Genomic DNA, 24,057 nt, shown 5'->3' with positions numbered 1-24,057 from the left:
CATGCTCCTGTCTAGCCGTAAACGAGCTTGTCCTGACGCGCGCGCAGCTCGGCGATCTTGGAACCGGCCGGCGGTGCAGCATTCTCGGACGTGATGAGTTCACCCTTCTTGATGGGTTTGGTGACCGTGCCACCCTGAAGCAGGCCGCATGGGATCGCCTTGGAAGCGCGGGCTTCGGGAACCGTCATGATCCATGCGCGGTAGCAGTATTCGCCGATCGCATCGAGCGTATCGCCCGGCTGCATGTCCTTCTTGGCAACGGCGCAGACTTCCGCCACCGGCTTGTCCAGCGGGACCATGTCGGCCTTGCCATAGAGCACCACTCGGGCGCAGGTGAGCGGCACTTCAAGAGAGGTGAGATGATAGGGACGGTGGAAGGTGAAGTAGGGCCCCTTGCCCATCTTCAGGTCTTCCATGCGCTCGGAAATGCGCGGATGCGACATGTCGGCCACAACGAAGACGCCGGGCGCAACACCCTTGCCGATGGAATAGTCCACCACGCCGACGCGCGACAGCACACCGCCATCCTTTTCGGGCACGAGCACCGAGGACAACTCATCGAGCGTCGCCTTGGGGCCATGCATGCCCGGCTTATCCGGCACGAGGCCCGTGGCATTGGCGATTGCCGCCATCTCGACCATGGTCTTGGAACCGTCGACAAACTCGACCAGCATGCGCACATTCATGTTGCGGCGCGCTGCTTCCTCGGCATAGTCGTCCGGGATCGCATCGATGTTGAGCGGGTTGTTCTTGCCCTTGCCGGCAGCGACGATGGGATGCCCCATGGCCGAAACGAACTCGATCAGCTCCATACAGGAAGACGGCTCGTCGCCAGCGCCGAGCGAATAGGTCACGCCCAGACGATCAGCTTCGCTCTTGAGATAAGCGCCGATGGTGACATCCGCCTCGACATTCATCATGACAAGATGCTTGCCATGTTCCATGGCCTTGAGACCGATCTCCGCGCCGACAGCCGGAACGCCGGTTGCATCGATCACAACATCGATCAGATCGTTTTCAAGAAGAAGATCGGCATTGTTGGTGACGGCCACCTTGCCGCCTTCCATGGCCGTGGTCATAGCCGACTGGCTGTCCACTTCCTTGGCATGGCCTTCTTCCTGATAGGCGATATCCACGGCACGGCTGGCCGCAGGCAGGTTCAGCTCCGAAATGGCGCCGATTTCGATACCCGGCATATGAGCCACGCGGGTAACAATATCGGTTCCCATTTCGCCAGAGCCCACAAGGCCGATACGGATCGGCTTGCCGGATTTGGCCCGATCCTCGAGATCCCGGGCAAGACCGGTAAGCGCAACATTGGCAGACATTTCTGACCACTCTCCCAGATGGACGTTTCCTCGACCCGAGGCTTATTGAACATCTGTTTTGGTGTCAATACGAATGTCCACTCATTTGACCCGCTGCGAGAGTGCCATGACCTGCCGCTCGTGGCTGCTGGTTCACGAGACAGACAGTCCTGCAAACTTGATCGTAACATTCCAACATTTGTGAACGCTCTGTTTCAAAATTCCGATCTGACAGAACGAACAACCACTCCCTAAATGAGGAACCAGCAAGGGATCACCCCATGCTGATAGTAATATCATGATTTCCCTGACGGGAATGTGAATGGCTTGTTGAAAGCTATTAGGAGTTTTAAAATGAAAACTGTTCTTTCTGCCCTCGTTATTTCGTCTTTCGTTGCCGCTCCCGCATTTGCAATTGAGCCAATCAAGGGGAGCATCAATTTTGATGGTCCTTCTCAGGAAACTCTCAGCAAAACCCCGGTTGGCTCAGTTCTTAAGCACCAATTTACTTCGAACGGAAATGATTACGTTGAGATTTATGTGGTTGGCGCGGACGGTCGTCCGGAGCTCGTAAGCCGCACAATCTCGAACAACAGCTAATACTTGCGAAATCAATTTAGAAAAGGCTCGGAGATTATCCCGGGCCTTTTCCTTTACGTCTCAAATTTACGACGCGACCGAGTAGTTTTTTGGAAAGACTATTTGTTTCGCAAGACCACACAGGGCAGGCCGCCTTTGCGGAACTGATCACAGACCTTGACCGCTTCCCCACGGCTGCCCGCACCGATGCGCACGGCATAAATTCCACGCCACCCTCGAGAGGAGCGCACTCTCGTGATGACGGGCTCATGATTTCTCAAAAGTGTTGAATGTCGACGCAACACCATCTGCCACAACCTGATCGCCACATCACGGCGAAAATGCCCTGCCACCTGTACCCCCCAAGGTTGCGTATGGGTGCTGGTCATGGCCATCACGGCACGAGCTGAAACAGGCAGTTCGCGACAAGCCGCCTCAAAAGACTTTTCCGGGTGTAGAGGTTCGACTTCAATGACAACCTGGCGGTTGGAAAACGTATCGGCCGGCGCACCCAAAATCGCCATGACGTAGTTCTCGGTTTCCAACGGCAGAAACCCGCCTTTGTCGAGCCAGCGGGACACGCGCCCTTCCCCGGCATTGTATGCTGCAGCGGCCAAGCCCAGATTTCCGAACTTTTCTCTCAACTCCGCCAGATACGCGGCCGAGGCCGGTATCGCCTTCTCAATGTCGAATGCATCGTCCAGCCCGCGCAGCGCCGCAGTGCCCGGCATGAACTGCGCCACGCCTTCAGCCCCTTTCGGGCTGACAGCATTGGGATTGAAGCGGCTCTCCTTCCATAGAAGCCGCGCCAGAAATGCTGGATCCAGCAGATTTTCTCGGGCATTGACCTCTACCAGCCGACAGATCGAGGCAATCAGTCGGTTCTTCTCGGTCTCGCCGGATGCTTCCTCGGCCCCTACGGCAGAGATCCCCAGCAGAAACAGCCCAAAACAGGCAAACAGCCTGAACTTTCTGCAAGGACGCGGATACCGCATCGCCAACCCCTCTCTTCAAGAAAAGCCTATGCCCCGCAATGCAGTCGGACAAGGTCTCGATTCGCCCCGTCATCTGGCTCTCCAATTTGGGAGAGGCAGAAAATTAGCGGCCCGGGAAATGTCAGGGGACAGCCAAGCCCAATCCGTGCAGACAAAGTCGGGATCCCATGAACATCTCCTCGCCGATGAACAATACCAATGAAGAGTTCGACCGATATTACGCCGATGAAATCAAGCCGGGCCTCGTCCGCGCAAACCAGCGGCGGAAAAACAGGATGCGGGTTGTGATCGGCCTGGCCGCTGTCGGCGCCATCGGGTTCTGTGCCATCGCAGCCCTCGCATCGTTGGGCCTGGCCAATCATCCGGGCGCGTTGGCCGCCTTTGTCGTGGGGTTCGGCGGTCTATTGGGGGCAGGGCTTTTATATCGGGGCCTTACCAACGAGTATAAGCGGGTTCTAACAGGAGGCGTCTGCTCCTATCTGGGTTTTGACTACAAACTTGGTGGCTTCGATTTTCCGCTGGCTCGCTTCCATCCACTTCTCCCGCGTTTTACAGGGGCCAAACTGGAGGACCGGATAAGCGGCCGAGTAGGAGATGTGAACTTCGAGCTATGCGAGGGGAAGCTCTCCAGAAAAGACGCCAAATGGCGCAGCATCATGCTTGCCTACAGCTTCTCAAAACCATTCAAGGGCAAGACCTGCGTGGTCGCAGACACTGATTGGATCGGCAACGCAATCGAGCGATTGCGTCAGACTGGTGAAAAGGTCCGACTTGAAAACCCGGAATTCGAAGAGCACTTTGAGGTGTTCTCCACCGACCAGCTTGAAGCCCGATATCTTCTCACGCCACGTTTCATGGAGCAGATCCTTGAGCTCACCCAACATTTTAACAACAAGCGCGGTGTGGCACTGGCATTTCAGGAAAGCCAATTACTGATAACCATACGGATCGGGTCGATGGCCCGCCGTTTCGAGATCGGAAACGTGTTCGGTGAAGTCCGGGACGGTAAAGAACGGGCCTATAAAATTCTGGCCGAGCTCAATCTGGTGGCCGACATAGTCAGCATCCTTGGTTTGGCCGGTTCCAGACCAGCAAAGACCGTCCAGGGCAAAAGCGTGGACAGTTGACCGCGCAACCTGCAAAGCCTCTCTTATTGGCTATCGGTGCTGATTGAACGCTCGAGATTTGCCTGCGGCCGCATGCTTTTGCGGAGCGGCCACGCCCAGGCAACAGCATATGCCACAAGCGCAACTCCAAAGCCGAGAAAGGCAGCATAATTCAAATCGATTCCCACCAGGATAAGGCTGACCGCTACGCCGAGATTCAATGAAAGAACCGCCGATGCAGAGCGAAGATTACGCAAGAGCAACGCGGCTAGCACAGCAGGCAGGAACACCACGAGTGAGCTGAATGCAGCGATGATGGAGTTGAGAAGAGGTCCCAGCGCGTAGGCGACGACGGCAAGCAGGACAAACAACATCAGTACCATCAACTGGAGCTGTCGCAAGGTATAGCGTGTCTGCTTCAGACTGGTAAGCAACGGCATGACGAATGTGTCCATTGTGGACATGAGCACCGCAATAAGCATGACATCAGCCAGCCAGGCCCAATTAGCCGGCATGGTTTCGCGCAGCACTGTGAGAACCTCTTCACCGGCATGGCCTTTGAGCCCCAACCAGACGATACCCAAATAGCAGAAAAGGCACAGCGGGGCGGCAAGCAGAAAGGCTCTTCGCGCGACGCCCGGGGCTCTGGCCGTGGCCATTCTTTGCCAATTGTCGATCGCAAGGACAGCACTGACCGGAATGAAGAGCCAGACGCCAACAAGCAGCGGAAACTTATAGGGTCCCAGATCGAAGGGGTTTTCGATATGCGGTGCGCCACCGGCATTTGAAACCGTGAGCACACCGAGCCCTAGAAGAATGACGCCTGCCTGAAAGACATCCGTCTCTGTTGCCACACGATACCCGCCAATGGCGGTATAAATCCCAGTGAACGCGCTCGCCAGAACCAACGCACCCAGGTTCGAAACCGGCATAATCGCGGATAAAATGGCGGCTAGCGCCAGAAGCTGCACCGCCGTGCGCAACAGGAAGACGAAAGCGATTGGGATCCACACCGCCAGCGGATGACGAACCCTGTGCGCTGCAACGATCAGGTCAACCAGCCCGTGAACGCCGTATTCTTGTGACTGCCGGTGAACACGCGGAGCAATGGCGCCACAGATTACGAGTCCGAGTGCATACGCAAACGCAAGGGATACGCCGAGTATCGGGCTTGCGTCCGAAAACAACAGAAGCGCTACAAACGTGCCTGCACCGATATTTCCACACACGATTCCGGCGATGGTCGCAAGCAATCCGGTTCGTCCTGAATTGAAGATGAAGTCATCCCGTGTGGCGTTGCGTGCGCGCATGAGCGCATAGACGAGAGGCGCAAACAGGACAAAGACGATCGGGGCGAGTTCAAACAGGTCGGAAGGCGAATGCATTTGAGATGGGTATCACTCATCAATACGAGCTAGCCAGTTTTACTGCAGTTTAAATGTGGTTCCCACCCATTCCGGCAGATTTGCATGCTCCCTCATTTGGGGGACGCGATCACGCCCGCGCGCGGCTAGGTCTGACTGCACAATACCAGGCACCGTGGCTGGAAAGGCATTCGGAACAGGCATGATCACAACCATTCTTATAATAGCAGCAGCTATACTCTTGTTCATTTACCTGCAGAACCGTCTGGCAGCAGCGAAGAACGCGGTGGCCAACGGTTACTCAGGCATCGATGTTCAGCTCAAGCGCCGTCACGACCTCATTCCTGCTCTGGTTGACGCGGTGCGGGGCGCAATCTCGCAGGAGAATCGAGTATTCGACGCACTGCTGGAAGCCCGGCAAACCGCAATGCATGCGCGTTTGAGCGACATCGAAACCGTCCAAAAAGCAGAAAGCGGCTTATCCGCCGCGCTCCACGCCTTCCTTGCATATTCTGAAGACACCCCGGAGATCAGCTCAACGGAAAATGTGCGGGAACTTCAAAGGCAACTGGAGGAGACGGAAGACCAGATCAGCGCGTCAAGGCGGCTCTACAACGCCAATGTCGAGCGCTACAACACGCTTCTCGACGCGATCCCATCGAATTGGGTTGGACGTGCGATGGGGCTTGAACATGCAAAGCCTTTTTCCCTCACCGCCACGGAAAGTGAAGCCGTCCGTGCGATGCCCGAAATCAGTTTGCCAGGCAGCCGTCCATGAGTGCTCGCCGGCACTGGGATCCGTTTGAAGGGGAGATTTTGGTCGAGACGCCAGATGCTTCCAACACCCGGCAGGGCGTAGTGCTTCCGATATGGCTAAAGCGTCTCCCCCTCCCATTCGCGCTTCTTGGTATGGTCTGGACAATGGTGGCGGGCGTCATGAGTGACAGCTTTCCCATTGTTCCCGTCGCCATCACCACGCTCGCTTTTGGCTCGATATTTCTGGTCGAAATCTTGGAGAACGCTGATGGCCGTCGGCTCGTTCGCCGTGTGAGCTTTGCGCGAGAAAAAGGCTGGTCCTACACTGGAAAGTTTCTCGAATGGCAGATGGCGCGAACCCCTGTTCGCGACTCCGAAGGCAATTACGAACGCCGTTCGCAACGTGTGAAACCGCCGAGACTGGAGAAGATCGAGGCGCGCATACCCGAACTGACCAGGTTACAGGCGGGATCCTTTATGGGAGTTCGGCTCGATGGTGAGTTCTGGGGCAAGAGCGAACAGGATCATATGCCTTTGTGGGTTGCGGTGGGCGCCATGCAGATGGAGGCCGGGCTCGGCACGCCTGAAATGCGAAGGGATGCACGCGGCGGCAGAGGCGGCTTTGGCCAGTTCTTCTCGCTACTGGGTGCCTATTGGATCGATCGGAAAACCGGGATTCGCGCTGTGATCCGCCCGGAGAACATTGTCAACAAGGGACCGCTGGATCGCGACATCAAGACGGAATCGATACAGTTCAACGAGAGATTTCATATCTCGGGCCGACCGCTATCACCCGGCAATGGGCACGACATTGCACAGGATGTCTTGCGCATTCTCACACCGGCAACCCAGGCCACAATGCTTGATCTGGAAACCCGTTTTCACAATGTCGGTTTCATCGTGGACGATGATGTGCTGTTCTTCATGGCGCAGGATACCCTGGTTGGAGAAAATGCTTCCGAGGGTGGCATTGATCGCCTCTTGCCTGGCATGTTGGAAGAATTCGAAGCAGCCAAGCTTTCAATCAAGCGCTATGTCGAGTGATCTCGCCATCGCGCCCTGCCCCATCAGCGAAGCAAGCTCCTACCGCAGTGTTGTGGGGCCGCTTTCCTCCTCAGCGGACCTTTTCTATAGTCCTCCCCAGATGGCATAAGGGCTGACAGCGCCATTCAGGTGCAGTTCACACGAGCACGGGTAAACAACCTCAAAGTTGTTTCAAGTGCTGCGGATGTCTGAGTGGCTTGGGGGATGAAACATGGATGCCGCCTTTCTGGTTGGAGAAGACAACCAGCCCTTGCTTTTGCGCAAGTGGGTGGTCGACCCGGGGCATAGGTCCACGGGGGGCGTCAAAGCGGTTTTTCTTGGCCATAGCCAGCCCACCCACTCAGGCATGCTCTCTGATCTGGGGTCAGCTTTCCAGAAATTGGGATGGAATGCTTATTCAGGAGATGTGCGCGGACATGGCAAGTCCACGGGCCGCCTGAACCCTCTGGGCCACCTGGACTATAAGGACGGGTGGCAGCGCGCCGTGGCCGATATGCGGCTTTTCTATGAAGCAAGTTTCGCCGATATCCCATGGGAGCATCGCCTCGTCGTCGTCCCTAACATCACCGCTCTTCTAACACTCGAAGTGCTCAAAACCTGGCCGGACCTTGCGCGCCACATCGTGCTGATATCTCCGCCACCGAACCAGCGTGCCATCGCCATGTTCGGCAAAACCTTCTCACAGACACGCTGCAAGCTCGGTTCCGCGGATACGCCTGACGAGCAGTCGCTACATCATCTCTACGCCTTTCTTGGCTCACATCTGAAGGAGCGTCGGCATCCAGCAGACGTGATGAGCGCGGACCGCGCCTTGATTGATTCCGTGATCGCCGACCCTTTGGGATGGCCCACGCCTACACCTTCCTATTGGTACAACATCTTCTCGGGCATGCTCTCGGCCTGGAAGTGGCCAAAAGGCGCATCGGTTGTTCCCGGTACACGTGGGCTGATCTTGTTTGGTGGCGAAGACGCCATGTTGCGAGACGGTGGCTTTCTCCCGCCTGTCGAACGCTTCCTGGAACGGGTGGGTTTTGACGATATCGCCTCAGCGCGCATCGAAGGAGCTCGCTCAGCTCTTTTCCTGGAAGAAAAACGCTTCGGGATTGCGGAACGCATCATCCAGTGGGTCGGCGAGGAGTGGCACCCGGAAGAAGGGAGCGACGAGATCGGCGTCGCAGAACTCACATCCGAGTTGCTCGCCATGACCGGGAGCCTCGGATCAGCCGAAGACATGAACCCCGGCGAACTCGTTGAACTTTGCTACAATGCAATAGACGACGAAAGCCGCTGGAATGAGATCATCTATCGCATGATTTACGAGGCCGAACGCTCCGGCGATCTGGCCGAGGCCGCTTTGCACAAGCGTATACTTTCGTTGATGCCCCACTGGGAGCGTTCATTCAATCTCAACCGCCAGGTCATGATGAACGCCACGCTAGGCGTGCTGCTGCAATCGGTCATTGAACGACTTCAGATCGGTGTCGCAATACTCGACAGCGAAGGGGGATTGCTTCATTCCAACCGAACCTATTTCGAGGCACTGTCCCGATTGTTCCCCACCAGCGGACTATTGGAGACCGATCAACGCAGCCTGAATCAGCTCACCCGGGAGCTATTGACCGGGGAGTTGATCGATACCGCCAGCCGAAAGGGCAATCGCGAGACGCTTATCGTTCACGATGATGTCCCGGTTGGTTTCCGCTTTCATCCGGACGCCCTGAAGCAAACAAGTCTCCAGCGGCAGGGGCCCGCTTCCGTCCTGGTGCTTCGCACAAGCGAAGAGCGAAAACTCGCTGCGGATTCGCGCCTCGCGCTGGTCGAGCTTGCTTATGGTTTAACAGGCAAGGAAGCCGAAATCGTGCTTCTGATCGCCGGTGGAAAATCCCCCGAAGAAGCCGCCGAAACCCTTGGCATTCTGGTAAGCACCGTGCGTGGACATTTGAAAAAGGCATTTTCGAAAATGAACGTCCACACCCAGTCGGAGCTGACCTCTCGGATATTGTCTGGACCGGTGGGCTGGCTTGGTTAGAGCCGGGTACCAGGCGGCAGCGCGTCATTCACCGGTTGGGGTTGGCCAGATGCGACATGATCCGAAGCGCATCGTTCAGTGAGATCCCCATTTCGTCACAGGCGCCGGGCGCATTGGTGGCGCATGCCGCCAGCGGCCATTCATAGGAGTATTCGGGCAGACCCAGACGATGCAGCGCCTCATGCGGCGTGAGGCCCGAGGCAGCCCCCTTGCAACCAAACGCCGCAGCGCATGCCCACAGCTCATCCTGCTCTCGCGTGAAAGAAGCGATTTCCGCATTCGTGAATTTCTCGCCGGACAGTCCGCTGTCTTCATCGCTGCCGACCTCTTCCTCGGTGAACGACATATCCCCGCCGCCGTCGGTAGCCTCATCCTCGGTGAACGACATGCCTCCGTCTTTCACGTCGACCGAGAGATCCTGTCTTGCCCCCTCCTCTTCGGATTCGGGCTCTGGATTTCCGTATACCTCCTGATAGGCTTCACGGGCATCTTCTGCAGTGTTGTGCCCTGTCAGGACAAGCGCTTCATCCTGCGAAACCGCCAATCCCTCGCACCCGAGGCCCGCCGCGCACGCCAGGGCGTCGTGTTCCGCCACAGAAGCCTCGTCGAACTCCACTGCCTTTTTGCCGCTTTCGGACCCCTCCACCCGCTCGAACAGGCTGTCTTTACCCTGAGGCACATCGCCTGCGCTATCAGCCCCCCCTTCGCCTGCCTCATTCGAAGGTTCCGGCTCCAGAGCATCTGCATCTCCGTATTGCTCTATGTAAGCCTCACGTGCGCCTTCGGCGTCATTGTGCCCCGTCAGGACAAGCGCTTCATCCTGCGAAACTGCCAATCCCTCGCACCCGAGGCCCGCCGCACACGCCAGGGCGTCGTGTTCCGCTACAGAAGCCTCGTCGAACTCCACTGCCATTTTGCCGCTTTCGGAGCCCTCCACCCGCTCGAACAGGCTGCCTTCCCCTTCAGCAGACGGATCAACTCCCTGCGCCTGGACCGGAGACATCGCCACCGCCCAGCAGGTGAGCATCATGCATGCGTGAACGAGGGCAGGACGGCGCCTCATGATTTTGGAACCTCTATGGCGAACCGATCAAACTCAAAATGGCTCTCCCCGGGTACGGCCTTGTGCCCATGGCCACCCAGCAGACTGGCTGCTCCCGACAAACGAAGCATGGTGATGGATTCGGTGGTGTAGCCCAGCGATTCCCCAGTGGCAGGGTCGCGCATCTCCAGAGAAGCAGTGATTTCCCGGCCGCGACGTTTCAGGAGCAACCGCGCCCCATCCTGCCCCAGAGCTTCCACGATGGCGTCCCCGCGCGCCCGTCCCTCCGCATCGCAAACACCGTCGACCCATGGTCCACCAAAGAGGTTGGTGTCGAAAGACGTTTTTTCGGGGTCTTCATCAGTTCCCGAAATCCGGAAAAGCGAAAGGTTCAGCAGAATGCCGCAGCCCTTTGGGTCCAGCCACATATGTGCGCCTACCTGATCATGGGCGGCGTTGAACAGCGACAACGTCACCCCCTCACGCATGGTCTGCACATTCAGCTTGAAATCGAGAACAAGATCGAAATCACCCTCAGGCAAAGGATGGTCCAGAACGAAACGGTTGGTTGCCTCGGCCTTCTGGAAATGCGGTGCCTCTCCAATTGCGGCGACGAAAAGGGAGCCCGGAGGCGTGAACGCCGTGAGCTCGGGAATGGGGTTTTCCACCCGCCATTCCGCCTTCAACGCCGGGCCGTCAAACGTCTCTTCAAATACGGTTTCGACGGTTGGCTGCGAAACAGGTGTAGGCACAGGCGCCACGGTCTCGGATTCCCGAACCGCCTCCTTGACCGCCGCGACGAAACTCTGGGCGTCATTTGCGGGATAGTAGGTGCCGTTGCCGTTCTCGGCGATGCATTGCAGCGCCGAATGTTCTTCCTCATTCAGATCGAAGCCCACCACGTGAACCCGCGTATCGATTCCAGATTCTGCCAGCCGGGCAGCCGCGGCACAGGGATCGCCCCCACAGGTTTCCAATCCGTCCGAAATCAAAAGAACACTCGAGGACCGGCCGGATTTCGGCATCACGGAGGCCGCCTGCTCCAGTGCGTTGGCGATCGGGGTTTTCCCGAGTGGTGAAATTCCTTCTATGGCGGGAATGAGCCGGCCCGCCGCATAATTGGCGACAGGATAGAGAACTTCCGTATCCGAACAATCCCCTTCACGCCGATGGCCATAGGCCATGAGCCCGACATTTGTCGATGGATCGAGATCGCCCACTATTCCAGCCAAGGCCTGACGGGCTGTCGTTATCTTGGCAACGCCTTCCATCTGACCCCACATCGAACCCGACGCATCGAGAATAAGCAGGAGGTTGCGTCCATCGGGATTGATGCCATTTCCGGGCAGGTCACCTTCTTCCATTCCGGGGACGATGACCGCTTCCTGGCCCTCCTCAGCGTCGGCGGCCGTAGGGTTCCCGCATGCGAAAGCGCACGGAATGGGAAACCCCGCATTCTGGAGCGTGACCTCGCTTCCTGTATCGCGCCTGAGGTCTATCCCGAGATCGGCCGCCATATCGGCCAGCGACCAGTCATTATTTTCCGAGTAAATGTCGGAAATCTGCCAGACATTGTCGGGCTGTACTGGAACCAGCGTATAAAGGAATTTCTGGCGCTGCCCGAAATTAACGAGTTCGACCCACACCTGGGCCGCCCCGCGCAGGATAGGTGCATCGGCGTCTGCGAAGACCTCGATACTGGAAATATCGTAGTCCTGAGCATTGTATACAGGATCGAAGCCAAGGCGGCCCTGCAGCCCGTCGACCGCCAGCACATCCACCACATAAGGTGCCGCCGCCCGCGCATCGTTGAGCAGCGGACCTTGCATGCTGTCGAGATGCGTCTTGTGCGCGGTGATGAATTGCTCCACCAGAGCAACGGCAGCGTTGACGTCCTGAGCGTGGGCATTTCCCCCAAGGACAACCGCCAGGGTGGTGGTCAGTCCGCAGAGAGCGATTCTTGATTGTCGAAACATGGCCGGAATTCCCATCATGATGGCCGCGGTCAATTGACTGGCGCCGATATCGAGAAGCTGTCGAATTGTGCGACCGATTCCCCGTTTCGGGCGCGCTGAAGCTGACCCAACATGAAAGCGGGGCTGCCGGCGCTGGTTGTGCGGGCGACTTTGCGTGTCTTGAAGCTCACGGGTCCGCCCGGATTGTCGCCAAATGCCGGCAGATTGATTTCGGCTGTCGCGAAATATTGCAGCCCCCGCCGGGAAAGGGTCAGGGAGAAACCGCTCTCGTTGAGACGTTGCAGTATGGCGTCGCCGATGTCCCGGTTGCCGGCACTGCAGTAGTCGGAGAGAATGGGCCCCTTGTCGAAAAGATTGTCGTAAAACTCACTGGTCAGGGGCTCTTCGACGCCCGCGACATGCTGCCGATTGACGATCCTCAAGGTCAGGTAGGGACCACACCCACTCGTATAGACGTGAAGAGTACCTGCAAGGAAGCTGGTGGAATCTTCATAGAGGCCCAACCAGACGCCCTCCCTCCCCGTCTTGGCTTCGAGAAGCCCCTTCAAGGTCATATCGAAGTCCCCTTCCGGCACCTTGCCGAGCCGGAAGATGTTTTCGCTCCCCTCGTTGCGGAAACTGTCGTCGCCACCCGTGGCGATCTGGTAGATGACACCGTTTTCCAAGACGAACTTGTCAGCGGCTTCCCCGATCACGCTCCATTGTGGCCCCAGCGTTTTTCCGTCGAATTCATCCTGAAACGGAAGCTCCAGCGTTGCGTTGGAACCTGAAGGAGCACCTGCTCCGGTGTCGTTCTCATCCGCCGCCGCAAGCGCTTTCTGTCGTTCTTCGCTCGGAGAGTGTTTGCCCGAGGGGGCGCGCGCGGCGCTCCCGCCGCCCATGCCAAGGGACCAGCCATCTCCCCATATCCGAACGATCAGCGGATGCCCGCTCGTCCTTGCAAGCGCAAACGAAACCAATCGGACCTTCCCACCAGACTCAACCGCTGCCTCCACGACGGATCCTTCTCCTGGCTGAACCGTCGCCATCCGCAATTCATAGTTCTCGACAGTGCCCTCCTGTGCTCCGACCAGAGGACGGAATCCTCCGCTTCCCGTGGCAATCTCCTCAATGAGTTCCGGTGCCAGAAAGGCGCGGAAGGATGTCATGACTTGCTTTCCCACCTCGAGCCCCGCGCCTTGCTGCTCAAGCATGGAATTAATGGTGTAGAGAGACAGGACCACACTTCTGGCGGCAATCTCGTCAGAGGCTTTGCTTTGCGCACTCGCCCCCACCATCGACCCCAAAACAAGCACTGCGCTCACCACCAGTGAGAAAACCAGGCAGGTTGCCCTGCTTACAAACTGCCGGATCATCTAGCGTCATCTCCATCCATCGTATCGGTCGGCAACTGGCAGATACATTGCCTCGTCACGGCTGCCGTCCCTCATTTGGGGGAGGCTGCCTCGAGGGATGGTTTTCAAGAGACCTTGAGAGGCCCCTGGCTGATGGGCCCTGCCGCGATCCCACGACTTCACCACTGGATGAAATAAGCGACTTCGTTCGCCGAAGAGGGAAGGTGGATTTTTCTTACATAGACACCAAGGCGCGTGCTTTACGCGAGGCGATACAAGGCTCACATACGGGCAAACGCACCTCGGCAGGGTCGGCCGTCGGGGGGTGCTGTCCCGCCTGCGATGGTCATCAGCAATCACGAAGGCTTTGCCGGCCGCACTCGTTCTTGAGACGGACGGCAAAAACTCACTGTTTCAAGGCAGTCACTTCCAATTCAACCTTCATCACTTCCTCAGCGAAACCGCAAATGATGGTTGTATTGGTGGGGCGTGGATCAGAGAACGTCTTTCCAAGCACTTTGGACACCGCAACCACATCCTCGCGGTTGGATAGATAAACTCGGACGCGAACGATGTCCGACATGGCCGCACCAGCCTTTTCAAGCGTCGCCTCGATGGTGCGCAGCGCCTGCCGTGCCTGCTCCGCCGCATCGTCGGAGATCGAGCCATCCTCGAAATTGAAGCCCGCCGTGCCGGAGACGAAAATCCAGTTTCCCTCGATCACCGCACGGGAATAGCCGGCCAACTCCTCAAAGCGGGAGCCGGAGTTGATCGTCCACCTTTTCGTGTCGCTCATAAATTTTAACCTCAAAATGTCTTGACGTGATCACGTGATCACAAATAGGCTCTTGGGTCAAGAAGCAACAAAAAGGGGAACCCATGAGCGAAAGCCTACCCCCAGGGGGCAGCGCAACCGGACCGTCGACCGGCGCGGACGGTGCGCGCCGTGGCCGGCTGGAAGCCGCTGGCGTGGTGAAGACATTTGGCGCCAACCGCGCCGTCGACGGCGTGAGTTTCGTGGCCGAAGCTGGAAAGATCACCGGTCTCATCGGTCCGAACGGTGCCGGCAAGACGACACTGTTCAACGCCATTGCCGGCGAATATGCGCTGGATGGCGGCTCCGTACGGCTCGATGGCACGGAGATTGGTTCGCTTCCGCCCTACCGCGTGTTCTCGCACGGGCTGGCCCGCACCTTCCAGATCCCGCGTCCCTTCGCCGGCATGACGGTGCTCGAGAACGTCATGTTCGTGCCTGAACGCCAGGCGGGAGAGCGTTTTTGGAACAGCTGGGTCCGCCCCGGCACCGTGGCACGCGAGGAACGGCAGAACCGGGAGCGTGCCCGCGAGATCATCGAGTTTTGCGGTCTCTCCCCGGTGGAGCGGCAATTGGCGGGCTCCATCTCCGGTGGACAGCAAAAGCTGGTGGAGCTTGCACGCGCCCTGATGGCGGACCCGAAAGTGCTCCTGCTCGATGAGCCGGGCGCGGGCGTGAACCCCGCTTTGCTCGACACAATCGTCGATCGCATCGTCGAACTGAACAAGCGCGGTCTCACCTTCCTCATCATCGAGCACAATATGGATTTCATCATGTCGCTCTGCGACCACATCGTGGTCATGGCCACGGGCCGGGTGATCGCCGAAGGCACACCGAAAGAAGTGATCGCGCAGCCGCAGGTGATCGAGGCCTATCTCGGCGGAGCCGTGGCATGAGCGCGCTTCTCGACGTCAAGGACGTGGTCGCCGGCTACAAGCCGGATCTGCCGATCATTCACGGGCTGTCGCTCACCGTCGCACCGCAGGAAATGGTCACCATCATCGGGCCGAATGGTGCGGGCAAGTCCACCCTCATCAAGACGTTGGCCGGTGTGTTGACGGTCTCTTCCGGCACGGTACGGCTCGATGGCCGCGACATTACCAACCTGCCGACCCACCGCATGGCGGAGGCCTCCATGGCCTATGTGCCGCAGGTGGCCAATGTCTTCACCACGCTCACCATCAACGAAAACCTGCTGGTCGGCGCCTCCGCCCTGCCGAAGGCGGAAGCGAGAACCCGCATCGAGCGGGGCTATGAGGCCTTCCCGGATCTGAAGCGCTATCGCGACAAGAAGGCCGGTGTTCTTTCGGGTGGTCAGCGACAGATGCTGGCAGTCGCCCGTGCGCTTCTCACCGGCCCACGCCTTCTGATGCTGGATGAGCCAAGCGCTGGCCTGTCCCCGCTCATGGTGAGCGAGGTGTTCGAGCGGCTGAAAGCGCTGGTCGAAGACGGCGTGGCAATCCTGATGGTCGAGCAGAACGCCAAGGCGGCGCTTGCCATCTCCCACCGCACCTATGTCTTCGCCGAGGGACGCAATCGTATCGACGGACCTTCCGCCGCTCTGGCCGAGGATCCCGAAGTGACTTCCATCTATCTGGGCGCCGGGGGGCGCAAACGCTGATGCTGCAAGCCATTGCCGACGGCATATTGAGCGGGTCCATCATCGCGCTTGGCGCGATCGGGCTCACCTTGACCATGGGGATATTGCGCTTTGCCAATTTCGCCCATGCCGAACTCGTCACCTGGGGCGCTTATATGGCGCTGGGCGTTCTCTCGCTTACCGGAGCCTTCATGGGGCCGCTTGCGCCCTTCTCCTTCGGCGTGCCGCTTCTCATGGCAACGCTGGTCGCCATGGTGGCAACGGCGCTTCTGGCGCTCGCCATCGACTGGCTGGTTTATCGCCCCCTGCGCGGCCGGGCCAATCATCTGACCCTGGTGTTCGGCTCCTTCGGCGTGTCGCTTCTGGTGCGCATGGTGATCCTGCTGCTCTTTGGCGGCGCGGCGCAGTATTATTCCAGCACGCTGCAGATCGCCATGAAGGTCGCGCCGGGCCTGCGCATCATGCCCGACCAGATCTTCACCCTTGGCCTGACGGCTGTGATCGTTGTGGCGCTGCATCTCTTCCTGCAGAAGACACGGCTGGGCCTGTCGATGCGCGCCCTTGCCGAAAACCCGGAGCTCGCCCGCGTCAATGGCATCGACACGCGCCATGTGGTGCGCTGGACCTGGATCATCGGCGCCTCGCTCGCTGCCATTGCCGGCGTGCTTTACGGCCTCACCGTGCAGCTGCGGCCCGAGATCGGCTTCCACCTTCTCCTGCCACTCTTTGCCGCCGCGATCCTTGGCGGTGTGGGCAATGTGTTCGGCGCGGTGATCGGCGGCCTGATCGTTGGACTTGCCGAATCCATCTCCGTCCTCTTCATCCCCGCAGGTTACAAGCTGGCCGTGCCCTTCATGATCCTGCTGCTGGTTCTCTACATCAGGCCCACCGGCATCTTTGCCGGCACAGTCGGGGGAGGCAAATCATGACCGGCTTTGCTGCCTATCTCGTTTTCTTCCTCATCGTCGCACTCACCTATTCCATCGTGGTGATGGGGCTCAACATCCAGTGGGGCTATACGGGCCTGTTCAATGCCGGCGTGGTGGGCTTTTTCGCCATCGGTGCCTATGGCACGGCGATCCTTGTCGGCCCGGACCGCACCCATCTCATCGGCGGGTTCGGCCTGCCCTTCCCGCTTGCCGTTCTTGGCGGTATGGCACTCTGCGCGCTAGCGGCGCTGATCGTCGGGCTCGCCACGCTACGATTGCGCGAAGAGTATCTCGCCATTGCCACATTCGGCATCGCCATCTCGATCCAGCTCGTTGCCCTCAATTTCGAGAGCCTGACGGGCGGCGCGCAGGGGCTCGTCGGCCTACCGCGCCCACTCTTTGGCCTCTTTGACAGCCCGGCCAGCTACAACCTCTTTTATCTCGGCGTCGTGGCCGTGATGGCCGGTCTCGTCTACTGGGCGCTGGAAACGGCGGTGCGCTCGCCATGGGGCAGGCTCTTGAAAGCCGTGCGCGAGGATGAGACAGCTGCCCGCTCTCTGGGGCGAAATCCCGCACGGGTGCGGTTGGAGGTCTTCGTGCTCGGCTGCGTTCTGATGGGCCTTGCCGGTGGTCTCTATGTAGGTTTCATCGGCTATGTCAGCCCGCTCGATTTCCTGCCCATCCTCACCTTCCAGATCTGGGCCATGCTCATCGTCGGCGGCAGCGGCAACAATCGAGGCGCGATTGTCGGCGCGGTGGGTGTGTGGGCGCTGTGGGCCATGAGTGGACTCGCCATCAGCCGCCTCTTGCCCGTCGCCTACCAATCGCAGGGCGGGGCGATTCAGGTGATCCTGATCGGTCTCCTGATCGTGCTGACGCTGATCTTCCGCCCGCGCGGCCTGATCGGCGAAGCCGAATCCGTGTCGAAACACGCGGATTGAGCCGATGAGAGCCACTCACCCCGACACATTGTGGCGCCAGACTGCCGGGCCCAAACCGGTTTTCCCCACAGCCACGGGTGTGCGCAAGGCAGATGTTGCCGTGATCGGAGGCGGCATTGCCGGCCTCACAACGGCAATGCGGCTTGCAGAGCGCGGGGTGAGCACGGTTCTCCTTGAAGCCGAGCAAATCGGCTTCGGTGCCAGCGGGCGCAATGCCGGTTTCGTGGTGCCGAATTTCTCCAAGGCCGATCCCGAAACAGTGGCTCGACGCCTCGGTGATGAGAAAGGCAGAGCCCTGCTGGACCTCGTCGGCAAGGGTGGCGAGCGCGTCTTCTCCCTGGCAAACGCCATGGGGCTTGGCAAACAGGCAGAGCAGACCGGCTGGTTGCAACCGGCACACTCACAAGCCGCAGCGAGGGATCTGCAGAAACGCGTTGCCGCCTGGCAAGCACTTGGCCGACCTGTCACGTGGCTGGACGTTCCGGAAGCGGCCGCCCGCACCGGTATGTCGGTCTATCATGGCGCATTGCATGACGCCTCCGGCGGCATGATCAACCCGCTGGCCTTTGTCCATGGCCTTGCCCGGCTGGCCTTGGCTGCCGGCGCGACGATTGTCGAGCAGGCACCGGTCACCGGCATCAGTCAGGAAGGGCAGGGCTGGCATTTGCGCACACCGCATCTCACTGTCGAAGCCGAGCGCGTGGTGATGTGCACCAATGCCAGCGAAACGGGCATTGCCTCCCGGCTTGGCCGCGCTATCCTGCCGTTGACCGTTTTCCAGATGGCCACAGAGCCTCTGCCGGAAGCAGTCACTCGCCGTTTCGCGCCACATCGTGAACCCGTCTCCGATACCCGCGCCAACATCTTCACCTACCGGCTCGATGCGGAAAACCGGCTGATCTCCGGCGGCATGGCGCTGAGCCCCCTCACCGGCGAAAAGCGCATGGGGCGCAAGATCATTGATCGGCTGGTGCAGGAGCTTGGCCTTTCCGAGCGTCCGCGCCTTGCCCATGTCTGGCGCGGCACGGCGGCTGTGACCACTGATTTCCTGCCGCATCTTTATGCGCTCGGCCCCAATTTCATTGGCGCCATTGGCTGCAATGGCCGCGGCGTTGCCTTCACCACCATGCTCGGACAGGTGCTTGCCGATGCTGCGACGGGAGCTGATCTGGAATCGCTGCCCGTACCGCTCGCGGCTGCCCGCGCGCTTCCCTTCCGCCGCCTCGCCGGCCTCGCCCCGCGCTTTTATCTCGCAAAGGGGATGCTGGACGACCGGAGGACAATGAAGAACAGGCCGAAAGGCCACGCCACAACCAGCACAATGAAAGGGGAACTGACATGAAATCACTGATCGTTTCCGGCCTGATGGGGGCCGGGCTCATATTGTCCGGAGCAGGAACCGCTCAGGCGCAGGATTGCGAGATCGCCGTCGGCTCGGTGCTCTCCATCACCGGCTCCATGGCTGCCATCGGCTCGGCCATTGGTGATGCCGGCAAGCTCGCTATCGACCATTTCAACGAGGCCGGCGGCGTGAATGGTTGCGAGGTCAACTTCATCCTGCGCGATGATCAGGGCTCGCCCAATGTCGGCGTCGATGCCGCAAAGACCCTCGTCGAGATCGAGAAGGTGCCGGTGCTTCTGGGGGCCATCCAGTCCGGCGTTTCGCTACCGATTCTCACCTCGGTCACGGTGCCGGCAAAAGTCACCCAGATTTCCTGCTGCTCCAGCGCGCCAAGCTTCACCGAACTGGCCAAGGAAGGCGGCACGCAAGGCTATTGGTTCCGCACCCTACCGACAGACCGCCCGCAGGCGGCGGTGCTGGCCACCATCGCTGCGGAGAAGGGCTACAAGAAGATTGCCGTCATTCATGTCAACTCTGACTATGGCGTCAGCCTCGCCACCCGCTTCAAGGAAGATGCCGAGAAGCTGGGCATCGAGGTGACCGGCGTCACGCCCTACAATCAGGAACAGGCCTCCTACCGCGCCGAGGTGAATGCCGCGCTTCAGGCTGAACCCGATGCCCTCTTCCTTGTCGCCTTCCCGGCGGATGGTGCAACTGTGGCCCGCGAATGGATTTCCTTCGGCGGCAGCCAGAACCTGATCCTCAGCAATGCGCTTCGTGCGGATGAATTCGTGGAATCCGTCGGTGCGCAATATCTCGAAAATGCCTATGGGATCGACAATGCGCAGGTTGAGGGCGAGTCGGTGGAAGCCTTCAACACGAGCTGGAAGGACGCCAAGGGCTCCGATCCCAACGGCCCCGGCCTCCACGTTATGTATGACGCTGCCGCCGTCGCTCTGCTGGCGATGGAACAGGCCGGCGAAGCCGATGGCACGGCCATCCGCGACAATATCCGCAAAGTGACCGGCGGCGAGGGCGAAGCCATCTATCCCGGCGTCGAGGGCTTCAAGAAGGCCAAGACACTGATCGCTGAAGGCAAGCCCATCCGCTATGTCGGCGCGACCGGGCCCATCACCTTCGATGAAAATGGCGATGTGACCGGCCCTTACCTCATCTACGGCGTCAAGGACGGCGAACTGGCCACGCTCGACCGCTGGGACAAGGCCCGCGTCGATGCCGCACTCGAAAAACTGCAATAGCAGACAGGGGCTGGCCGCCGCTCTGGAAGCCCGGCCAGCCCATATTTCAAAGCCCCAATGACAGGACAGAAATTCCATGCCGAGTTTCGCAAAACGCATTACCCACACGTCCAAGAAGAGCTACGGCATGGTTGCCAAGGCGGCCGCGCTCCCCACCGAGGGGCGGGACATCATTCATCTGGAGCTCGGCCAGCCCATTCACGACACCCCGCCGCATATCAAGGACGCGGCCATTCAGGCGCTCAGAGACGGGCACGTTCACTACAGCGATCTACAGGGCATTTTGCCTTTGCGCGAGGCCATGGCGGATAAGGTGCGAACCTATAATGGCGTCGATGTTTCGGCCTCCGAGATCATTGTCACCAATGGCCTGACACAGGCCTCGTTTGCTGCCTTCATGGCGCTGCTCGACCATGATCAGGAATGCATTCTTCTCGAACCCTATTACCCGCAGCATGTGGGCAAGATCGAAATGGCCGGCGGCAAACCGGTCATGGCCCCGCTCGACCGGGAGAACGGTTTTGCCATAAGGCGCGATCTGATCGAGAAGCACATCACCCCGAAGACGCGCATGATCGCCATCGTCAATCCATGCAATCCGACAGGCCGCGTTTACACCCATGCGGAATTGCAGGTGGTGGCCGACCTGGCCATCGAGCATGACCTTTGGGTGATCGCAGACGAAGTCTACGAGCAGATTCTTTTCGACAATGCCAGACACATCAGCATCGCCTCCTTGCCGGGCATGAAGGAGCGGACCGTGACCATGTTCGCCTTTACCAAGGCTTACGCCATGGATGGGTGGCGGCTTGGCTATATCGCCGCCGATCAAAGCCTGATTGCAGCCCTGATGAAAATCACCACAACGGAGGTGACCCACGTCAACACCTTCATTCAATACGGCGCCATCGCCGCGCTTAAAGGCCCTGCATCGGCCCTGCAGGACATGGTGGACGACGATTGCCGCAAACGCGATATGGTGGTCAGCCGCCTGAACCAGATGCCGGGCGTGAAGTGTGCCCGCCCCGAAGGCACGATCTATGCCTTTCCCGACATCAGCGGAACAGGGCTAAGCGCACAGGCGGCCGCTGATGCCATTTTGGAAAGAGCGGATGTGGTGGTCGAAGCCGGCAGTTTCTACGGTCCGGCCGGAGAACACCATCTGCGCGTGTGCTTTGGGTCGCAAAGCCACGAGCGCCTTGAAGAAGCGATGGACCGTCTTGGACGCTTCTTCAACGATCTGTAGAGCTGGAATCCTAGATATGGACCCTCGCCCTCTGTACGGCTATCAAGGGGCCGTGCGGCAGAAAACGAGGAACCGGCGATGAGTGAATTGCAACTGGGGGAAGGCCTGCAGCCCGTCTCCACTCGGGTCACCATCGGTGATGGTGTCTACCATCAGTTGCGCAATGCGTTGATTGTCGGCCGGTTCGATCCGGGTCAGATCATGACCATCAAGGCTCTTGCAGCCACTTTCGGCACGAGCCCCATGCCGGTGCGTGAGGCGCTGCGGCGTCTTGGCGCCGAAAACGCGCTGGAGATCGCGGCCAACGGTTCAGCGCATGTGCCACCCGTCTCCGCCCAGAGGCTCGACGATATTTGTCAGGCACGTGTCGCCCTTGAGGGATTGGCCACCGAGCAGGCTGCCCACCGGATCACCGACGCGGAAGTGTCCAATCTGGAACAGCTTGTCGAGGCGCATGAATCGATCCACGCTGCTGGCGATGTTTACGAAATGCTGCTCAAGAACCGCGATTTCCATTTCGCCATCTACGCGGCATCGCGCTCCGATGTGCTGATGCAGCTGATCGATTCCTTATGGCTGCGCTACGGGCCCTATATGCGGATGCTGTCTTCCTATATCGCACCGAAGCTCGGCACCGGCCTGCACGAGCCTTTCTCGAAACATCACCATGCCATTGTTGCTGCGCTCAAAGAGCGCAATGCGGAAGAAGCACGCACCCACATGATTGCCGACATCACCGGCACGCAGTCCCTCTTGCGCAAATTGTGCGAGGGCGAAGCGGTTTAAACGTGCGGCTCAGGCAAAATGCCGTTCGCACTGGCTCTTGATGAGCAGGATCTCGGCCTCGTGGGCCCGGCAAAGCCTCTCCCAGCGCGCTTCGTCCATTCCGGCTGAACGCCATGCATCGAGCGTCAGATAGCAGGTGCCTTTTTCCAGCCCGCAAACGTCAGCAGGGATAATCCGTGCTGAAATGCGCGGCTGGCGTTGCTCAAGATCGCCCAGCCGGAAATCGATGATCAACCGCTGTTCATCCGCATCGATCTCGAAGAAGCCGGTGCCGCCGTCAAACAGCGATGTGCCGGTATAGATACCTTCCACCTCGGTCGGTTTGGTATCCATGCAGCCAAGCGACCAGCGCCCCAGAAGCAGCGGGTCTTTCATGAAGGCAAAGGCCTTGTCTGCAGAAACCTCGATCAAGGCCGTGACGGAATGGCCAAGGGCAGCGCTTGTCATCGCCCAAGCCCCTCCGCATCGCGCAAATGCCGGAACAGCGCCTCGATCCCTTCCGGCCTGGTGACGATGCCCGGCGAAAGCCGCATGATCGGCCCGCGGCAATCGGTGAAGACACCGATTTCGCGCAGCCGGTCGATCAGCCCCGCACCATCGATAGTCTCCGGCAGACGCACCATCAGGCTGCCGCCGCGCCTCTCGTCTTCGCGCGGGGTCACCAGATCGAGCCCCAGCCTGTCGGCCTCGGCAATGATCATCGCACCCAGTTCGCGGTTCTGGGAAAGCAGTGCCGTCTGGTCCTGCTCCGCATGCCATTCCAGCGCCGGCACGGAGCCGGCGCAGGCAAGAACCGATGGCGTGCCGTGGTCGAACCGCCGCGCATCGCCCGCATATTGGAAGGCGTCGAGATCCCAGGAGAAAATATTTTCCTGGCTGAACCAGCCGCGCAGCTCCGGACTGCACGCTGCAATCAGCTGCGGCTTCATGTGCAATATGCCCGCCCCCGGCGTGCCGCAGAGCCATTTGAGCGTGGTGGAAACGGTAAAATCCGCATCGCTCTCCTTTACGGAGTAAGGGACAAGCCCCGCTCCCTGCGTGATGTCGACGCCCACGAGACTGCCCATCTTTCGCCCATGAGCGATGAGCCGCGTGACATCACTGCGATGGGAAGAGGTAGAGGTGACGAAGGTCAAAAGCGCGACACCGACGCGCTCATCCCATGCGGCAAGCATGTCTTCATCACGCACCCAGTTTTCGCCCGCGCGCAGTGGCACGGTCTTCAGCGTGAAGCCAAGGCGCGGCGCAAGACCTGCCAGAAGAAAATGCAGGCTCGGAAAACAGTCGCCTGCCACCAGCAGCGTTTTACCCTTCAGATGTTTCTCCGGCAGGCTGCCCACAACGCTGTAAAGCGCCGTGGTCACATTCTCCGCCGAAGTCAGTGTGCCGGGTTCGGCATCGATCAGGTCGCGCCACAGATCGATGAAGCGCGCGCGCAGGGTCAGCGCCTGCATCCACTGCCCGTCATCCAGCGCCGCCCAGAGATTGGAGAAATCGGCAAAGGCTTTCGCCATGGCCGCGCCCTTGCCCGGATACATGCCGATGGAGTGATAGAGCAGATAGCCCGACCCATCCGTGGGAAGCGGTGTCGCAGTCATGAAACCATCC

22 protein-coding genes are annotated in these 24,057 nt (G+C 59.4%); 13 read left to right on the top strand and 9 right to left on the bottom strand.

Annotation, left to right across the window (positions count from 1 at the left end; all coding sequences use genetic code 11):
- Positions 1-11 precede the first annotated feature (11 nt).
- Positions 12-1,328, bottom strand: coding sequence for an NAD(P)H-dependent oxidoreductase (locus H7H48_RS13470; RefSeq protein ID WP_229449575.1), 1,317 nt, complete (start codon positions 1,326-1,328; stop codon positions 12-14).
- A gap of 333 nt (positions 1,329-1,661) precedes the next feature.
- On the opposite strand from H7H48_RS13470, the gene H7H48_RS13465 reads away from it, so the two are divergent.
- Positions 1,662-1,907 carry a hypothetical protein gene (locus tag H7H48_RS13465; protein WP_229449574.1) on the top strand — a complete coding sequence of 82 codons (246 nt, stop codon included), beginning with the start codon at positions 1,662-1,664 and terminating at the stop codon, positions 1,905-1,907.
- 98 nt (positions 1,908-2,005) lie between these two features.
- On the opposite strand, the gene H7H48_RS13460 is transcribed toward H7H48_RS13465, so the two are convergent.
- Positions 2,006-2,881: a lytic transglycosylase domain-containing protein gene (locus H7H48_RS13460; RefSeq protein WP_370633383.1), complete on the bottom strand. Its 876-nt coding sequence runs from the start codon at positions 2,879-2,881 to the stop codon at positions 2,006-2,008.
- Positions 2,882-3,048: 167 nt separating this feature from the next.
- Between H7H48_RS13460 and H7H48_RS13455 the strand changes: the two genes are divergently transcribed.
- Positions 3,049-4,008 carry a DUF3137 domain-containing protein gene (locus H7H48_RS13455; protein ID WP_229449573.1) on the top strand — a complete coding sequence of 320 codons (960 nt, stop codon included), beginning with the start codon at positions 3,049-3,051 and terminating at the stop codon, positions 4,006-4,008.
- Positions 4,009-4,031: 23 nt separating this feature from the next.
- Here H7H48_RS13455 and H7H48_RS13450 read toward each other — a convergent pair whose 3' ends face one another.
- Positions 4,032-5,372, bottom strand: coding sequence for a hypothetical protein (locus H7H48_RS13450; protein WP_229449572.1), 1,341 nt, complete (start codon positions 5,370-5,372; stop codon positions 4,032-4,034).
- A 181-nt stretch (positions 5,373-5,553) separates the two neighbouring features.
- Between H7H48_RS13450 and H7H48_RS13445 the strand changes: the two genes are divergently transcribed.
- From H7H48_RS13445 to H7H48_RS13435, 3 genes are all read left to right on the top strand, one after another.
- A complete protein-coding gene (locus H7H48_RS13445) occupies positions 5,554-6,129 on the top strand; it encodes a LemA family protein (RefSeq protein WP_229449571.1) in 576 nt (191 codons plus the stop codon).
- The gene (locus H7H48_RS13440) at positions 6,126-7,151 is read left to right on the top strand and encodes a hypothetical protein (RefSeq protein ID WP_229449570.1); all 1,026 of its coding nucleotides are present in this window, start codon (positions 6,126-6,128) and stop codon (positions 7,149-7,151) included. The genes H7H48_RS13445 and H7H48_RS13440 overlap by 4 nt, the downstream gene beginning before the upstream one ends.
- Positions 7,152-7,362: 211 nt before the next feature.
- Positions 7,363-9,180, top strand: coding sequence for a serine aminopeptidase domain-containing protein (locus H7H48_RS13435; RefSeq protein WP_229449569.1), 1,818 nt, complete (start codon positions 7,363-7,365; stop codon positions 9,178-9,180).
- A 28-nt stretch (positions 9,181-9,208) separates the two neighbouring features.
- Here H7H48_RS13435 and H7H48_RS13430 read toward each other — a convergent pair whose 3' ends face one another.
- The 4 genes from H7H48_RS13430 to H7H48_RS13415 form a co-directional block, all read right to left on the bottom strand.
- Positions 9,209-10,243: a hypothetical protein gene (locus tag H7H48_RS13430; protein WP_229449568.1), complete on the bottom strand. Its 1,035-nt coding sequence runs from the start codon at positions 10,241-10,243 to the stop codon at positions 9,209-9,211.
- Entirely contained in the window at positions 10,240-12,198 is a 1,959-nt protein-coding gene (locus H7H48_RS13425; protein WP_229449567.1) for a VWA domain-containing protein, read from the bottom strand. Before H7H48_RS13425 ends, H7H48_RS13430 begins: the two co-directional genes overlap by 4 nt.
- A 29-nt stretch (positions 12,199-12,227) precedes the next feature.
- Positions 12,228-13,553 carry a hypothetical protein gene (locus tag H7H48_RS13420; RefSeq protein ID WP_229449566.1) on the bottom strand — a complete coding sequence of 442 codons (1,326 nt, stop codon included), beginning with the start codon at positions 13,551-13,553 and terminating at the stop codon, positions 12,228-12,230.
- A 385-nt stretch (positions 13,554-13,938) separates the two neighbouring features.
- Positions 13,939-14,328, bottom strand: a complete 390-nt coding sequence (locus H7H48_RS13415) for a RidA family protein (protein WP_229449565.1) — start codon at positions 14,326-14,328, stop codon at positions 13,939-13,941.
- An 83-nt stretch (positions 14,329-14,411) separates the two neighbouring features.
- Here H7H48_RS13415 and H7H48_RS13410 point away from each other — a divergent pair, with 83 nt between their 5' ends.
- The 8 genes from H7H48_RS13410 (at position 14,412) to H7H48_RS13375 (ending at position 22,449) form a co-directional block, all read left to right on the top strand.
- Positions 14,412-15,242 carry an ABC transporter ATP-binding protein gene (locus tag H7H48_RS13410; protein ID WP_229449564.1) on the top strand — a complete coding sequence of 277 codons (831 nt, stop codon included), beginning with the start codon at positions 14,412-14,414 and terminating at the stop codon, positions 15,240-15,242.
- Entirely contained in the window at positions 15,239-15,967 is a 729-nt protein-coding gene (locus tag H7H48_RS13405; RefSeq protein WP_229449563.1) for an ABC transporter ATP-binding protein, read from the top strand. Before H7H48_RS13410 ends, H7H48_RS13405 begins: the two co-directional genes overlap by 4 nt.
- Positions 15,967-16,875 carry a branched-chain amino acid ABC transporter permease gene (locus H7H48_RS13400; protein WP_229449562.1) on the top strand — a complete coding sequence of 303 codons (909 nt, stop codon included), beginning with the start codon at positions 15,967-15,969 and terminating at the stop codon, positions 16,873-16,875. Before H7H48_RS13405 ends, H7H48_RS13400 begins: the two co-directional genes overlap by 1 nt.
- A complete protein-coding gene (locus H7H48_RS13395; RefSeq protein WP_229449561.1) occupies positions 16,872-17,816 on the top strand; it encodes a branched-chain amino acid ABC transporter permease in 945 nt (314 codons plus the stop codon). Before H7H48_RS13400 ends, H7H48_RS13395 begins: the two co-directional genes overlap by 4 nt.
- A 4-nt stretch (positions 17,817-17,820) precedes the next feature.
- Complete coding sequence (locus tag H7H48_RS13390) at positions 17,821-19,158, top strand: FAD-binding oxidoreductase (protein ID WP_229449560.1); 1,338 nt, start codon at positions 17,821-17,823, stop codon at positions 19,156-19,158.
- A complete protein-coding gene (locus tag H7H48_RS13385) occupies positions 19,155-20,417 on the top strand; it encodes an ABC transporter substrate-binding protein (protein ID WP_229449559.1) in 1,263 nt (420 codons plus the stop codon). The genes H7H48_RS13390 and H7H48_RS13385 overlap by 4 nt, the downstream gene beginning before the upstream one ends.
- 76 nt (positions 20,418-20,493) lie before the next feature.
- On the top strand, positions 20,494-21,663 hold the full coding sequence (locus tag H7H48_RS13380; RefSeq protein ID WP_229449558.1) for a pyridoxal phosphate-dependent aminotransferase: 1,170 nt from the start codon (positions 20,494-20,496) through the stop codon (positions 21,661-21,663).
- Positions 21,664-21,741: 78 nt separating this feature from the next.
- Entirely contained in the window at positions 21,742-22,449 is a 708-nt protein-coding gene (locus H7H48_RS13375; RefSeq protein WP_229449557.1) for a GntR family transcriptional regulator, read from the top strand.
- Positions 22,450-22,458: 9 nt separating this feature from the next.
- On the opposite strand, the gene H7H48_RS13370 is transcribed toward H7H48_RS13375, so the two are convergent.
- The gene (locus tag H7H48_RS13370) at positions 22,459-22,896 is read right to left on the bottom strand and encodes a hypothetical protein (RefSeq protein WP_229449556.1); all 438 of its coding nucleotides are present in this window, start codon (positions 22,894-22,896) and stop codon (positions 22,459-22,461) included.
- Positions 22,893-24,047: an aminotransferase class V-fold PLP-dependent enzyme gene (locus tag H7H48_RS13365; protein ID WP_229449555.1), complete on the bottom strand. Its 1,155-nt coding sequence runs from the start codon at positions 24,045-24,047 to the stop codon at positions 22,893-22,895. The genes H7H48_RS13370 and H7H48_RS13365 overlap by 4 nt, the downstream gene beginning before the upstream one ends.
- Between the last annotated feature and the right edge of the window lie 10 nt (positions 24,048-24,057).

The organism is Nitratireductor sp. B36 (genome assembly GCF_020833685.1).
GTDB lineage: Bacteria > Pseudomonadota > Alphaproteobacteria > Rhizobiales > Rhizobiaceae > Nitratireductor.
Note: the sequence above shows the minus strand (reverse complement) of the source record. Positions and strands in the feature narration are given on the sequence as shown.